13 protein-coding genes are annotated in these 14,089 nt (G+C 73.4%); 5 read left to right on the top strand and 8 right to left on the bottom strand.

Annotated elements, in window-relative coordinates; all coding sequences use genetic code 11:
• The first annotated feature begins 33 nt into the window (after nucleotides 1-33).
• The 3 genes from PP1_RS23440 to PP1_RS23430 are packed head-to-tail and all read left to right on the top strand — an operon-like array spanning nucleotide 34 to nucleotide 3,391.
• Nucleotides 34-1,017, top strand: coding sequence for a glycosyltransferase (locus tag PP1_RS23440; protein ID WP_033200499.1), 984 nt, complete (start codon nucleotides 34-36; stop codon nucleotides 1,015-1,017).
• A complete protein-coding gene (locus PP1_RS23435) occupies nucleotides 1,014-2,060 on the top strand; it encodes a GNAT family N-acetyltransferase (protein WP_029239958.1) in 1,047 nt (348 codons plus the stop codon). Before PP1_RS23440 ends, PP1_RS23435 begins: the two co-directional genes overlap by 4 nt.
• Nucleotides 2,061-2,116: 56 nt before the next feature.
• Complete coding sequence (locus PP1_RS23430) at nucleotides 2,117-3,391, top strand: nucleotide sugar dehydrogenase (protein WP_010241244.1); 1,275 nt, start codon at nucleotides 2,117-2,119, stop codon at nucleotides 3,389-3,391.
• Nucleotides 3,392-3,436: 45 nt separating this feature from the next.
• Here the strand turns inward: PP1_RS23430 and PP1_RS23425 are convergent, their stop codons facing one another.
• Complete coding sequence (locus PP1_RS23425) at nucleotides 3,437-4,720, bottom strand: NAD(P)H-dependent oxidoreductase (protein WP_010241242.1); 1,284 nt, start codon at nucleotides 4,718-4,720, stop codon at nucleotides 3,437-3,439.
• On the bottom strand, nucleotides 4,720-5,286 hold the full coding sequence (gene rfbC, locus PP1_RS23420) for a dTDP-4-dehydrorhamnose 3,5-epimerase (protein WP_010241240.1): 567 nt from the start codon (nucleotides 5,284-5,286) through the stop codon (nucleotides 4,720-4,722). The genes PP1_RS23425 and rfbC overlap by 1 nt, the downstream gene beginning before the upstream one ends.
• Before the next feature lie 204 nt (nucleotides 5,287-5,490).
• Between rfbC and PP1_RS23415 the strand changes: the two genes are divergently transcribed.
• Complete coding sequence (locus PP1_RS23415; RefSeq protein ID WP_010241238.1) at nucleotides 5,491-6,984, top strand: sugar transferase; 1,494 nt, start codon at nucleotides 5,491-5,493, stop codon at nucleotides 6,982-6,984.
• Here PP1_RS23415 and PP1_RS23410 read toward each other — a convergent pair.
• The 5 genes from PP1_RS23410 to PP1_RS23390 all read right to left on the bottom strand — a co-directional run bounded on the left by PP1_RS23410 (nucleotide 6,978) and on the right by PP1_RS23390 (nucleotide 11,356).
• Complete coding sequence (locus tag PP1_RS23410; RefSeq protein WP_162097300.1) at nucleotides 6,978-8,258, bottom strand: HNH endonuclease signature motif containing protein; 1,281 nt, start codon at nucleotides 8,256-8,258, stop codon at nucleotides 6,978-6,980. The genes PP1_RS23415 and PP1_RS23410 overlap by 7 nt on opposite strands.
• An 85-nt stretch (nucleotides 8,259-8,343) precedes the next feature.
• Nucleotides 8,344-8,532 (bottom strand): hypothetical protein, encoded by a 189-nt coding sequence (locus tag PP1_RS23405; RefSeq protein WP_010241233.1) that lies wholly within the window; start codon nucleotides 8,530-8,532, stop codon nucleotides 8,344-8,346.
• Between the two features lie 265 nt (nucleotides 8,533-8,797).
• Nucleotides 8,798-9,190: a hypothetical protein gene (locus PP1_RS23400; RefSeq protein WP_010241231.1), complete on the bottom strand. Its 393-nt coding sequence runs from the start codon at nucleotides 9,188-9,190 to the stop codon at nucleotides 8,798-8,800.
• 269 nt (nucleotides 9,191-9,459) lie between these two features.
• Nucleotides 9,460-10,299, bottom strand: a complete 840-nt coding sequence (locus PP1_RS23395; RefSeq protein ID WP_010241228.1) for an SAM-dependent methyltransferase — start codon at nucleotides 10,297-10,299, stop codon at nucleotides 9,460-9,462.
• Between the two features lie 70 nt (nucleotides 10,300-10,369).
• Nucleotides 10,370-11,356: an aldo/keto reductase gene (locus PP1_RS23390; RefSeq protein WP_010241225.1), complete on the bottom strand. Its 987-nt coding sequence runs from the start codon at nucleotides 11,354-11,356 to the stop codon at nucleotides 10,370-10,372.
• Between the two features lie 100 nt (nucleotides 11,357-11,456).
• On the opposite strand from PP1_RS23390, the gene PP1_RS23385 reads away from it, so the two are divergent.
• The gene (locus PP1_RS23385) at nucleotides 11,457-12,302 is read left to right on the top strand and encodes a helix-turn-helix transcriptional regulator (RefSeq protein ID WP_010241223.1); all 846 of its coding nucleotides are present in this window, start codon (nucleotides 11,457-11,459) and stop codon (nucleotides 12,300-12,302) included.
• Between the two features lie 15 nt (nucleotides 12,303-12,317).
• On the opposite strand, the gene PP1_RS23380 is transcribed toward PP1_RS23385, so the two are convergent.
• Nucleotides 12,318-14,075, bottom strand: a complete 1,758-nt coding sequence (locus tag PP1_RS23380) for a CocE/NonD family hydrolase (RefSeq protein WP_010241221.1) — start codon at nucleotides 14,073-14,075, stop codon at nucleotides 12,318-12,320.
• Between the last annotated feature and the right edge of the window lie 14 nt (nucleotides 14,076-14,089).

The following is a 14,089-nucleotide window of genomic DNA, read 5'->3' as shown; positions in this document are numbered from 1 at the left end:
CGTCCCCGCCGTGCCCCGTGGGACCCGCGCGCGATGACCACATTGTTCCTGGCCACCACCGGAGGCCACCTCGAACAGCTGAACGACCTGGCCGCACGCATCCCCGGGGACGGTCGTCGGCTGTGGGTCACCCACGCGAACGAGCAGAGCCGATCGCTGCTGGCGGACCGGGACGTCGAGTTCGTGCCCTACGTCCGCGTCCGCAACGTTCCCGACGTCCTCGGGTGCGTCCCCACCGCGCACCGCCTGTGGCGCCGGCACCGCGTGACCCGAGCGATCTCCACCGGGTCGGGCATCGCGCTGGGGTATCTGCCCTACCTCGCGTCCCGCGGCGTGGAGTGCCATTACGTGGAGAGCGTCGCCCGGGTCGCCGGGCCCTCGCTCACGGGGCGGATCCTGCACCACGTCCCGACGATCCGCCGGTACACCCAGCACAACGGGTGGAGCGGCCCACGCTGGCAGTTCGCCGGGAGTGTCTTCGACAGCTACGACGCGGTCGCGCCCGGCACCGCCGACCGGCCCACCGGCCGGGTGCTGCGGGTCGTCGTCAGCCTCGGTACCGCGGCCGAGTTCCCGTTCACCCGCCTCGTCCGGGCCCTGGTCCCGGTCCTCTCCCCCGGTGGGGAGCTGGCCCGGCACACCGGTCGTCCGGTGCAGGTTTTGTGGCAGACCGGCTGCACCCCGGTGGACGACCCGGCGATCGCTCCCGTCCCCTTCCTGCCCGCACACGAACTGGCCACCGCCCTGCGGTCGGCGGATCTCGTGATCTGCCACGCGGGTGCAGGTTCCGTGCTGGGTGCGCTCGCCGCCGGCCGGCATCCCGTCCTGGCGGTGCGCCGGTCCCGGGACGGCGAGGCCGGGGACGACCACCAGAGCCAGCTGGCCGCCGAGCTCGCCGGGCGTGGTGTCGCGACCGTCCTCGCACCCGAGGAAATCACCGCGGCCCGGCTGGCAGCCGCCCTGGACCGCGGGGTGCGTCGTCCGGGTGTCCCACCGGCCTTCGGGCTGGCGTCGTGACCGCGCGCGTGGAGCTGGTCGATCCCCGCACGGACCCGGCCTGGCGGGAGCTGGCCGTGCACGGTGACCTGTTCACGGCGCCGCCGTGGCTGTCCGCGGTGTGCGACCAGTACGGGTTCGTCCCGGAGGCCCGGCTGGTCCGGGACCGGAACGGGGCCCCGGCGGTCGGGCTCGCCTGGATCGATGTCGACGACGTGCGCGGACGACGGCGTCTCGGTTTGCCGTTCAGCGACCGGGGCGATCCGGTGGTGCGTCCCGGTACGGACGCCGAGGACGCCTGGAACGCGGTGGCAGCCGACCTGTGCGACGGCTCCGGTCCCCCGTTCACGCTGCGCTGCCTGGACACGTCGGTCGCTGCCTCCGACGAGCGGTTCGCAGTCGTGGGCGAGGCTGCCTGGCACGTCACACCACTGGCGCCGGCCGAGGACCTGCACCCGCGGTTGCGTCCGCAGCTTCGACGTAACCTGGCCGCCGCCGAGCGGAACGGACTGCGCGTCGTGCTCCGCGACGACCTGCCCGCGGTGGCCGAGTACCACCGTCTGCATCTGCAGCTGCGCAAGGCGAAGTACCGGTTGCTGGCCCAGCCGCTCGACTTCTTCGAGCAGCTGTGGAAGGCCTTCGCACCACACGGAGGCATCCGGGTCGGTCTCGTGGACGCCGGTGGCCCGCCGATCGCCGGTGCGATCTACCTGGTTTGGCAGGACACCGTCTACTACAAGTTCGGAGCGTCCGCCGCCGAGTACCTGCCCTTGCGGCCGAACGAAGCTCTGCACTGGGCCTGCCTCCGGTGGGCGGCCGACCAGGGGCTGTCCGCCATGGACTGGGGCCTGTCCGAGCTCGACCAGCCGGGCCTCGTGCGGTTCAAGCGCGGGTGGGCGGCACAGGAGCAGCGCATCCGCACGTTGCGCCCGCACGGCACCGTCCCGCCGCACGGCCCGGTCGACGGGCTCCTCGGCGATCTGACGCGGCTGCTCACCGGACCGGAGGTGCCCGACTGTGTCACCGACCAGGCCGGTGCACTGCTCTATCGGTACTTCTGCTGAGACCGGATCGCGATGACCGCTGTCCCTCCTCCCGACCCAGTACCAGGAGCACACCTATGGACGTGATCGCGCCACCTCGCAGGCTCGCTGTCCTCGGACAGGGCTACGTCGGCCTTCCCGTCACGATCCGGGCGGTCGAGGCCGGGTACGACGTCGTCGGGTTCGACGTGGACAAGTCCCGGATCGACCGGCTGAAGCGGGCGGAGAGCTTCGTCGACGACGTGTCCGGCCGGGACCTCAGGACCGCGCTGGACACCGCACGCTTTCTTCCGACCGACGACGAGGCGGCGCTCGAGGGTTTCGACGTCGCCGTGGTGTCGGTGCCCACCCCGCTGCGGGACGGGGCGCCCGACCTCGACTGTGTCCGGGACGCGGCACTCGCACTCGCCCGCCATGTCCGGCCCGGATGCACGGTCGTACTGGAGTCCACCACGTACCCGGGCACCACGGAGGACGAATTCGTCCCGCTGCTGGAGTCCGCAGGGCGCTGGAAGGCGGGCCAGGACTTCCACGTCGGTTACAGCCCGGAACGCATCGACCCGGGCAACCGCCGCTGGACGTTCCGCACCACCCCGAAGGTCGTCAGCGGGATCGATCCGCAGTCGCTCGACGCAGTCGCCGCCTTCTACCGGTCTCTCGTGGACCAGGTCGTGGAGGTTCCGGGACCTCGGGAGGCCGAACTCGCCAAGCTCCTGGAGAACACCTTCCGGCACGTCAACATCGCCCTGGTGAACGAGCTCGCGGTGCTCGGGCACGAGCTCGGGGTCGACGTGTGGTCGGTGATCGACGCCGCGGCGACCAAGCCGTTCGGTTTCATGCCGTTCCGGCCGGGGCCGGGGGTGGGAGGGCACTGCCTTCCGATCGACCCGTCGTACCTGTCCTGGCAGGTGCGCCGGACCCTCGGGCGGCCGTTCCGGTTCGTCGAGATCGCGAACGATGTCAACGACCACATGCCCGACCACGTCGTCCACCGGATCACCGCCCGGCTCAACCGCGACCGCAAGGCGGTGAACGGCAGCCGGATCCTGCTGATCGGGCTGGCATACAAACCGAACTCGGGCGACGCCCGACAGTCCCCGGCGATCGCGGTCGCGCGCCACCTCGCCGACCAGGGGGCGGAGCTCCGGGCGGTGGACCCGTTCATCGAGCCGCAGCGGGTCCCGCCCGGGGTCGCACTGGTGGAGCCCACACCCGAGGAGCTCGCCGCGGCCGATCTCGTCGTCGTCCTGACCGACCACGACGCCCTGGACTGGGACCTGATCGGAAGATTCGCGACGCGGGTGTTCGACACCCGCAACCGGCTCGGGGACCGGGGGGCCGAGCGGCTGTGATGCTCGGGCCCGGGGCCTCCGCAGTGCGACCCGGCGGGAACCCTGCTATCCGAAGAGCTTCTCCTGCTCCTCCCGCAACGAGTCGATCAACCGCCCCGGCGGCAGCGTCACGTCGTCGTAGGTGAGCACCGCGTCCTTCGCCACGTCCCGGGTGAGCACGCACCCCTCGGCGACCCCCATCGGCAGCAGCCGCTCCGACCGCGTCACCGGCGAGGACTCCGCGACGCCGTAGGTGTCGTAGCCACCCAGCCCGTCGACGGTGTGCCCGGCCTTCAGGTCCTGCTTGGCGGTGGCGACGACGTCGACCCGCTGCCCGCCGGTCGGTGCCAGCGCGGCGTCCGCGAAGTCCACCGCCCGCACGATCGTGTTCGGGACCTCGAAGTGGCACAGGTGGTAGGGCGTGTAGAAGCTGTACAGCGGGCCCTCGCCCAGCTTGTACAGGTTCAGGTAGTGCCGCTGCTTCGGGTCGTCGTGCGTGCCGAGGACGTAGATGCCCGGGCCCGGCTTGGCGCCGACCACGTAGTCGACGACGCCACCCAGCTCGCGCAGCTCGTCGACGTCGTAGACCTGCGTCAGCTCGTCGACGTGGCCGGCGTGGTCGCGGCCGTACATCCCGCGCTGCCCGACGGTGAAGCCGTGCGCGTTCGCGACGATCGCCTGCTCGAACGACACCTTGGTGCCGTCGGCGAAGCTGGTGACCATGTAGGGGTCCTGGCCCCACTTCTCGGCGAACGCCTGCTGCGTGGTCGGGGTGCGGTACTCGTCCTGCAGGCCCTTGATGTTGCCCGCGACGAGCGGCGTGACGCCGATGCCCTTCACGAACCGCAGCAGGTTCCCCTGGACGCCCGGCTGGTCGCCGTCGGCCCCGGTCAGGACGACGCCGGCGGCCCGCGCCCGGTGCGCGAGGAGCGGCCCGACGGTGCCGTCGAGCTCAGCGTTCATGGTGACGACCGGGAGCCCGCGCTCGATGGCGGCGACGGTGACGTGCGCGCCGAACTCGACCGCGCCGGTGACGTCGACGAGCACGTCGATGTTCTCGGCCGCGAGCAGCGCGAACGCGTCGCCCAGCACCGCCGGGGTCCCGGCCGCGACCGCGGCCTCGACCTGCGCGGTCGTCGAGACCTCCACCGGCTCCAGCCCGGCCTCGGTGTAGGCGCGGACGGCGGTCGGCACGGTCCGGTTGGCGATCGCGACGACGTCCATCCCGGGCGTCGAGTTGACGATCTGGTTGACCAGGCCACGGCCCATGAACCCGGCGCCGACCAGGCCCACCCGGATCGGCCGGTTCTCGGCGGCGCGGCGCGCGAGCGCGGTGTCGAGGATCAGCATCAGCGGGCCTCCGCCAGGGTGCCGGCGAAGTCCGGGTTCTCGGACACGAGCGGCCAGGCGGCGTCCTTGTCGGAGATGTGCGCGACCTCGACGGGCCACTCGACGCCGATCGTCGGGTCGCTCCAGCGCAGGCCCCGCTCGGCGCCCGGGGTGTAGGGCGTCGAGACCTGGTAGATCGTCGTCGCGTCCGGGGTGAGGGTCAGGTACGCGTGCGCGAAGTTCCGCGGCACGTACATGGCCTTGTAGTTGTCCTGGGACAGCTCCGCCCCGAACCACTGCAGGTAGGTGTCGGAGTCCGGGCGCAGGTCGACGATCACATCGAAGATCGCGCCGCGGACGCAGCGGATGACCTTGACCTCGGCGTTGGGCTCCAGCTGGTAGTGGAAGCCGCGCAGGGTGCCCGCCTCGTGGTTGTACGAGAGGTTGCACTGGGTGATCGTCGGGTCCAGCCCGGCGTCGAGGAACTCCTGCTCGCAGAACGCGCGAGCGAAGAACCCGCGGTCGTCCTCGAGGCGCTTGAGGTCGATCAACGCCGATCCGGGGAGCGGGGTCGGGTGGATGTCCATACCCTCAGCGTCGCCCATCCGGACCCACCCGTTGCATCCGCCCTCCGCATCGTGACGAGCGCAACGCGCGACCATCACCCGACCGGGTAACGCGAAGATCCCGGACGCCGATGGACCGGCTGTCACGGTGCCCGCGGACGGGCGCCTGCCGGACGGCCCGACCCCAGCGGCGCCGCCGGCCCTGCCCCTGAGGAGCCGACTCTCGTGAGCGCGATTCCGGACGTCTCCCCCGGGCCCGGGGTCACCCGAATCACGGTGCCGCAGCAGCGGCGCCGCCCGTCCGTGCTGCCGGGCGCCCCGCGGTGGCAGCGCCGGTTCTCGCTCGCCGTCGCGTCCGGCGACCTGGCGGTGATCGCCCTGACGGTCACACTCAGCGTGCTCGCCGGGCTCACCGGCCTCGACGCGGCCGACCGCGCCCGGCTGTGGAGCGGGGTGATCGCCGCGGGCCTGCTCGCGGTGGCCCTGCCGGTCTGCCGCGCGTGGGACGGCCGGGTGCTCGGCCAGGGCTCGGCCGAGTTCGTCCGGCTGGGACGCGCGGTGGTCCTGGCCGACGTCGTCCTCGCCCTCGGCGGGCTGTCGATGATGGTGCAGTCGTCGCGGGAGTGGGTCTTCCTGCTCGTCCCGCTCACCGGGGTGGCGCTGCTCGCGTCCCGGTTCGTGCTGCGCAAGTGCCTGCACCACCAGCGCGGACGCGGCCGCGGACTGCTGCCGGTGCTCGCCGTCGGCTCGGACGACGCCGTCTCCGACCTGATCCGCCGCACCCGGCGGGACCCGTACTTCGGCTGGCGCGTCACCGGCGTCTGCACGCCGACCGGCGCCGGCACCGGCGGCGGTCACGACGTCGAGGGCGTCCCGGTGGTGGGCGACCTGGACTCGGTGCCCGCGCTGGCCACGACCGGGGAGCACGGCGTCGTCGCCGTCTGCCGGGCGCCCGGATGGGGCCCGGCCCGGCTGCACCGGCTCGCCTGGGACCTGGAGGGCAGCCGGACGGAGCTGGCCGTCGACCCGGGCCTGATGGAGATCGCCGGCCCGCGGATGCACATCAGCCCGGTCGACGGGCTGCCCCTGCTGCGGCTGTCCGAGCCGCGGTTCTCCGGGATCGCGAAGGCGGTGAAGCACACGACCGACAAGGTCGCGGCCGGGCTGATCCTGCTGCTCGTCGCCCCGGTGTTCCTCACGGTCGCGCTGCTGGTGAAGCTGCACGACCGCGGTCCGGTGTTCTTCACGCAGGAGCGGGTGGGCACCCACGGCCGGACCTTCCGGATGGTCAAGTTCCGCTCCATGGTCACCGACGCCGAGGCCCGACTGACCGACCTGGCCCGGCAGAACGACGGCGCCGGCCCGCTGTTCAAGATGCGCCGCGACCCGCGCGTCACACCCGTGGGCGCCCTCCTGCGGAAGTACTCGCTCGACGAGCTGCCGCAGCTGCTGAACGTGCTGAACGGGTCGATGAGCCTGGTCGGCCCGCGCCCGCCGCTGCCGCGCGAGGTCGCCGCCTACGCCGACGACGCCCGCCGCCGCCTGCTGGTCCGCCCCGGCATGACCGGCCTGTGGCAGGTCAGCGGCCGCAGCTCGCTCACCTGGGAGGAGTCGGTCCGGCTCGACCTGCGCTACGTGGAGAACTGGTCGGTGGCGCTGGACCTGCTGATCGTCTGGAAGACCTTCGGCGCGGTGCTGCGCGGCCGCGGCGCCTACTGAGGACACAGCTCCGCCACCCTCCCGACCAGCTCCGCCCGGTGCACCGGGTTCCGTCGCGATCCACCCGCCACCCACGGCGGCGGATGGAACAGCGGGAACCCACCGTCCATCGTGACCGTCCAGTCGCCCTTGTGGATCATCGAGTGGTGGTGCCCGCACAAGAGCACCAGATTGTCCAGATCGGTCGGACCGCCGTCGGCCCAGTGCTCGACGTGGTGCGCGGAGCACCACTGCGGCGGCCGGTCGCAGCCGGGGAAGGCGCATCCCCCGTCGCGCTGGGCGAGCGCCCGGCGCTGGCCCCGGTTCGCGAGCCGGTTCCCCCGCCCGACGAACAGCGGCTCCCCGTGCGTGCCGAGCACGACCGGGACGACCTCCGCGTCGCAGGCGAGCCGCAGCGCGGCGCCCGCGTCGACCGCTCCGGTGAGGAGCCCGTCGCCGAACCCGAGCTGCGCGGCCCCGCGGCCGGTGGTCAGCGCCTCCAGCGGCACGGTGACGGTCACCCGCACCTCCTGCCCGCGCTCCGAGCCGAGCGCGCCGGTCGCGATCGTCATCCGGGCGAGCTCGACCAGGCCGTCGCCGTTGCGCTCGGCGGCCGAGCGCTCGTCGCGCCCGATCGGCTCGCCCGCGTCGTCGCACCCGGCCTCGACCGGCGGGACCGGCGCGCTCAGCGGTGACAGTGCGGTCCGCAGCACGGCCGCGGACTCCGTGTCGAACCAGCCACGCGCCGCGAACCCGCTTCCCTGCGGCCGGAGGGTCAGCCGGTTGCGGGTCGGGTGCGGCTCGCGCGGCCGGGGGCCGTCGGGGTCGAGCAGGGCGAGTGCGCGCCGGCCGAGCTTCTCGACGCCGTCGGGGTCCAGTCCCCGCGCGTGCTCGACGAGATCGGCCTCGAGCGGCGCGCGGTGCTCGTCGAGGTGCGGCGGCAGCGCCGCCAGCACCCGCTGGATCACGTCCACGTGCTCGGCGGACACCTCCGCCCGCCCGAAGGCCGCCGCCAGCTCGGGCAGCCGCGGATCGACCTGCTGTCCGGTGATCAGCACGGTCGGCGCGAGCTGTTCGGCGGCGCGGACCCGCGCCCGCGCCGTCCGCAGCGACACGTTCTGCACCGACCGCAGGAGGTGCGCGACGTCGCGGTGCCCCTGGGCCTCGGCCAGGCCGCGGGTCGCGACCTCCGCGACGAGCGGGACCAGCGCCGCGGACGCCTCGTCGATCGCGCGCTGGAGCGAGCCGACGGTGAGCAGCAGCTCCTCGTCGGTGTGCGTCCAGGCGTCGTCCACGAGGTCCACAGTATCCGAACATCAGTTCGAACGGTGGAGGTCGTCGACGACCGGCCACAAGGGTGCGACCAGCGGAAAGTCGATCTCAGAGGTCGGGGGTGTCCGGTCGCTCGCCCGGGTCGGGGATCCCGTTGCCGTCGACGTCGCCGGGACCTCCCGGCGGGACCGGCGTCGCGGCGTTCGCCACGGCCGGTCCGGCGATCATGGCCCCCACCACCGCCACGGCGCTCATCGCGGGAACGACGGTCCGGGTGACGGAACGCGAGATCGACATGCTGGCCCTCTCTCCTGATCGGGAATCGTGCACGGCTCGGCGGAGCGGACGGACGTCGGGGAATCCCTGGAGCGACCCGGCTGCCTGTGCGTCCACGACCATCACCGTGCCCGCGCCACCCGGCCCCGCACATCGCCGTACGGATCGATATCCGGCCCGTCGTCCTCCTCCCGAAGAACGAGCCCGGACCAGCCGGACGGCCGATCCGCAGCACACACGACGACGCCCCGGACCGGCGGACCGGTCCGGGGCGCGTCGTCGACCCTCAGAGGTCGGGGTTGTCCGGGCGCTCGCTCGAGTCGAGCAGCCCGTTCCCGTTGGTGTCCCCCGGGCTCCCGGGCTCGACCGGCGAGCCGAGCCGCTCCGGCTGCGCGTCGGGGTTGTCCGGGCGCTCGCTGGAGTCCAGCAGCCCGTTGCCGTTGGTGTCCCCCGGGCTCCCGGGCAGGACCGGCGAACCCAGCCGCTCCGGCAGCAGGTCCGGGTTGTCGGGCTGCTCGCTGGAGTCCAGGATCCCGTTGCCGTTGCTGTCGCCCGGGCTCCCCGGCGGGACCGGGGACTCGGCGAGGGCGACTCCCGGCCCGGCGATCATGGCGCCGGCCACCGCGACGGCACTCATCGCAGGGACGACGACCCGGGCGACGGAACGCGCGATCGACATACAGATCCTCTCACTGGTCGGCAGGCGTGCACGGCGCAACGTAGCGGAGGACCTCCACCACGGCGACCGGCGCGACACCCTGCGCTGCACAGACATCCGGCCGTCCGGCGGTGCGCCGCGATCCGTCTGCCTGTTCGTTCACGACCATGACCCTGCACGTGCGGACCGGTCCGGCACATCGACGGACGGTCGGACATCGACATGGCGCCGCGTCCGTCCGCGGGTGGAGAAGGTCCAGCCGTTCGGCTGAGGCGCGGCGGCGGCCGGGGTCAGGGCTTGCGCCCGACCGCCCCGACGATGCACCTCAGCACCGGGTCGACCGCGCCGTCGGTGGCCGGCCCGTCCGGCCACCAGTCCAGCAGCGGGATCAGCCCGTCGGTGTCCCCCGGGTTCCCGGGGAGGATGTCGAGCCCCGGCAGCATGGCCCGGATCTCGTCGAGGCTGCGGAAGTGCTCCCCGTCGAGCCCCTGGGCCAGCATGATGTCCCGGATCCGGCGCACCTGCGCCCCGTCCTCGCCGCCCGGGTCCCAGAAGTGGCTCAGCACGACGAACGAGCCCGGCGCGAGCGCGTCCACGTAGGACCGCATGACCCCGGGCAGGTCGACGTCGTCGGTCTGGTGGTGCAGCGTGGCGCTCTGGTAGAGCGCGACCGGCTCGGACAGGTCCAGGTGGGTGCTGACCGTCGGGTCGCCGAGGACGTCCGCCGGCCGCGTGAGGTCGCCCTCGACGTAGCGGACCGTGGAGGCGTCGTCGAGCAGTGCCCGCCCGTACGCGACGGCCGACGGGTCGTTGTCGACGTAGACGACGCGCGCGCTCTCGTCGATCGCCTGCACGACCTCGTGGGTGTTCTCCACGGTGGGCAGGCCGGCGCCCAGGTCGAGGTACTGCGTGACGCCGGTCTGCGTCGCCAGGAACCGGGTCGCCCGGATGTGCCAGGCACGGTTCACCCTGGCCAGCGCCCCGCCCTGCGGGACGAGCTTCTCGACCGCGGCCACGGCGGACCGGTCGACCTCGTAGTTGTCCTTGCCCCCGAGGGCGAAGTCGTAACACCGCGCGATGCTCGGCACGCTCTGGTCGATGGACGGCGAGGTCGGCGGCACGTCACGCATGGCCGGAGCTTAGCGAGGGACGGTCCCGGCCGCTCCGGCAGGCCGCGGCGCACCGGTTCCTCCGCGGGCCTCAGTTCCCCACGCCGAGCGCGCCCATGAACGCCGAGGGGTACCGGTCACCCGCGGCCGAGCCCGCGGGGACCGCCTCCTCGATCGCCGCGAGCACGTCGGGCCCGAGCTCGACGTCGAGGGCGGGCAGCGCCTCGGCCAGCCGCTCCCGCGTGCGGGCGCCGACCAGCGGCACGATGTCGTCACCCTGTGCGGCGACCCACGCGATCACCAGCTGGGCGACCGTGCAGCCCGCCGACGCGGCCACCGCGCGCAGCCGCTCGGCCAGGGCGAGGTTGTGGTCCAGGTTCCCGCCGGCGAACCGCGGGCTGTGCGCGCGGTGGTCGCCGGGCCTGCCGGGGACGTAGTGGCCCGACAGGAGACCGCGGGCCAGGACACCGTAGGCGGTGAGCCCGACGCCCAGCTCCCGCAGCGTCGGAAGGACCTCCGCCTCCACGGCGCGGGAGACCAGCGAGTACTCGATCTGCAGGTCGGCGACCGGGTGCACGGCGTGGGCACGGCGGACGGTGGCGGCGTCGACCTCGGAGAGGCCGAGGTGACGCACGTACCCGGCGTCGATCATCTCCTTGATCGCACCGACGGTGTCCTCGACCGGCACGTCGGGGTCCAGGCGGGCCGGGCGGTAGACGTCGACGTGGTCCACCCCGAGCCGGGTCAGCGAGTAGGCGAGGAAGTTCTTGACCGCCGCGGGCCGGCAGTCCTGCTGCAGCGGCGGGAGGCCCGGGCCGGCGAGCCCGCCGAACTTCACGGACAGCTGGTAGTCGTCGCGGTTCCGTCCGCGGAGGGCCTCGGCGAGCAGCAGCTCGTTGTGCCCCATGGCGTAGAAGTCACCGGTGTCGATCAGGGTGACGCCGGCGTCGAGGGCGGCGTGCACGGTCGCGATGCTCTCGTCCCGGTCGGCGTGGCCGTAGGAGCCGGACATGCTCATCGCCCCGAGGCCCAGGGCCGAGACGGTGGGGCCCGTGCTGCCGAGTGTGCGTGTCTGCATGACGCCACCCTGCGCCGGGACCGGCGCGGGCGGAACGGAGCGTCGATCGTGGGAGAGCCGCTCCCTGGCTCGCGGTCCGCCGCGCGAGCACCATGGACGCATGCAACGCGAGCAGCTCGCCGACTTCCTGCGCCGCCGCCGCGAGTCGGTGCGGCCCGCCGAGGTCGGTGTCGCGGCAGGGCCCCGGCGCCGCACCGCCGGCCTGCGCCGGGAGGAGGTCGCGATGCTCGCCGGGATGTCGACCGACTACGTCGTCCGCCTCGAGCAGGGGCGCAGCAGCCGGCCGTCGGTCCAGCTGCTCGGCGCGCTCGCCCGGGCACTCGCGCTGACCGACGACGAACGTGACCACCTCTTCCACCTGGCGGGACATCAGCCGTCGCCCGCCGACGGGGTGGCCCGCCTGGCCCGTGCCGGCCTGGTCCGGATGCTCGGCCTGCTCCACGACGCGGTGGCGATGGTGATCTCGGACCTGGGTGAGGTCCTCGCCCAGAACCGGTTGTCGGTGCTGGTGGCGGGGGACCAGACCGGCTTCACCGGCGACCGTCGCTACCTCGCCTACCGCTGGTTCACCGAGCCCGCGACGCGGGCGAGCCACCCTCCCCGAGAGCAGGAGCGGCACGCCCGGCAGCTCGTCGCGGACCTGCGCGCCGTGACCGGCCGCCGGGCCGGCGATCCGGCGGTCGAGGGGCTCGTCGACCGTCTGTCGGCCGCGAGCCCCGAGTTCCGGACGCTGTGGGACGAGCACGAGGTCGCGGTCCGCCGTGCCGACCGCAAGACGCTCCGGCATCCCCGCGTGGGCGCGCTGCTGATGGACTGCGAGACGCTCGTGACCCCCGACCTGGGGCAGCAGCTGCTGGTCCTCACCCCCGCCGACGAGGCGACGCGGGAGCGCCTCGAACTGCTCCGGGTGCTGGGCACCCAGGAGTTCCCGACGGGCGTCGGCTGAGCCGGGCCCCGCGCGTCACCCCGGGGTGGCACCCCGGTGACCATCGACGACGGTGACGTCGACCCAGCTCCCGTCCCCCACGTGCAGCGTGTTCCGGCTCAGGTACGGCGGCACCGGCATGTCGAACTGCACGTAGCCCTCGCCCGGATCCCTGCGCAGCAGATCGGTGCGGCTGCCGACGTCGAGCCGGAGCGTCTCACCCGCACGCAGCCGCACCGGCCCGGGCGTCAGGCTGAACCGCAGGACGACGGGTTCGCCCGGCGTGAGCGGCTCCCGGACCCCGGAGTCGATCGCGATCTCCACGGCGCTGCCGCGCGTCGTGTCCTCGGTGCGGGCGACCGGCCGCAGCGCACCGAGGGACACCGGGTGGACGGTGCCGCCGGCGTCCACCCGGGACAGCCGGGCCAGCACGTAGCTGTCGATCTCGTTGCAGGAGAACGTGAGGCGCGCCGTCACCGGCCCGGCGAGGGTGACGTCCTCGGTGACCGGGTGGTCGAACGTCACGACCTGCGGGTCGCCCGTCCCCGGCAGGACCGGCACCCCGAACGGCACCGCCGCCCACCTGACGACGCCCGGCCGCGCCGGTTCCGGCCCGAGCGTGCCGTCACCGAGGTACAGCCGGCGCGGCTCGCCCGGCGGCGGGAACGTCGCCGACGTCGCGAAGCCGTCGTCGCCGTCGACCCAGTAGCGGACGGGCGGCTGCCCGTCGTAGCCGTTGTCGCTGCCGCGCAGGACGTGGTCGAAGAACGCGAGCGCCTCGCCCTGCCACGAGTACACGGGCAGGTCGTACGCCGGCGGGGCGAGGATCAGCCACTTCCGCCCGTCCGCCGTACCGGCGTGCTCGAACAGGTCGTAGGCGCCGAACTGGTGCAGGTTGAGGTAGCCGAGGTTCTGCACGGTCACGAACGGGACCTCGATCGCGCCGAGCATCTCCCGCGTCGTCTCCCAGACACCCGCCTCGTCGCGGGTCGTGTCGTCGTAGGTCCAGCGCGAGTACTGCCGCGCAGCGTCGGCGGCCGGGGTGTTGCGGAGGAACGACGCGAACATCCGCGAGACGTTCCCGTGCACCGCCTTCTCCAGGAGCGTGTGCAGCGGGCCGTTGGTCAGGTGGCTGGCGACCGCCCGCGCGTTCGGCGACATCCGCCGGGCCAGCGCCGCGTCGGTGAAGTTCGCGCCGACCCAGACCCCGAGGAAGAAGCTCCCCGGCACCCCGCCGAACCGGAGGACGTGCCGGAACAGGTCGGTCGTCACCTCGTTGGCGAAGAACGCCCGCAGCGCCGGCGGGCGGCGTGCCGCGACCATCAGCTGCGTCATCGCGTAGTACGAGGTACCGAAGAGCACGACCTCCCCGGTGCACCAGGGCTGCTCGGCGGCCCAGGCGATGGCCCGCTCGTGGTCGTCGACGTCGGCGGCGGAGAACAGGTCGGTCCGCTCACCGGTGGACCGGCCCACCCCTCGCCGTTCGACGACGACGGGTGCGTACCCGCGGTCGGTGAACACCGGCGGCGAGCCGATCTCGTTGGCGCCGGACGGGACGCCCGCGGTGTCAAGGTCGGTGTTGTAGCCCCCGAACGACAGGACCGCCGGGTACCGGCCGGGCGCCGTCGGCAGGTAGACGTCGGCGTGCAGCGTCACCCCGGCGCCGTCGTCGCCGGGGACCGGGATCGCCTGGTCCGGCAGGATCCGGTTGCCCAGCCCCTCCATCGCGGCGGCCCGCGGCTCCCAGCCCGCGTACTGCCTGCCGCTGGTCGAGGGCTTGAGGGGGATGCCCATGCCGGTGTCCTCCC

This window comes from Pseudonocardia sp. P1 (assembly GCF_000178675.2).
GTDB lineage: Bacteria > Actinomycetota > Actinomycetes > Mycobacteriales > Pseudonocardiaceae > Pseudonocardia.
Note: the sequence above shows the minus strand (reverse complement) of the source record. Positions and strands in the feature narration are given on the sequence as shown.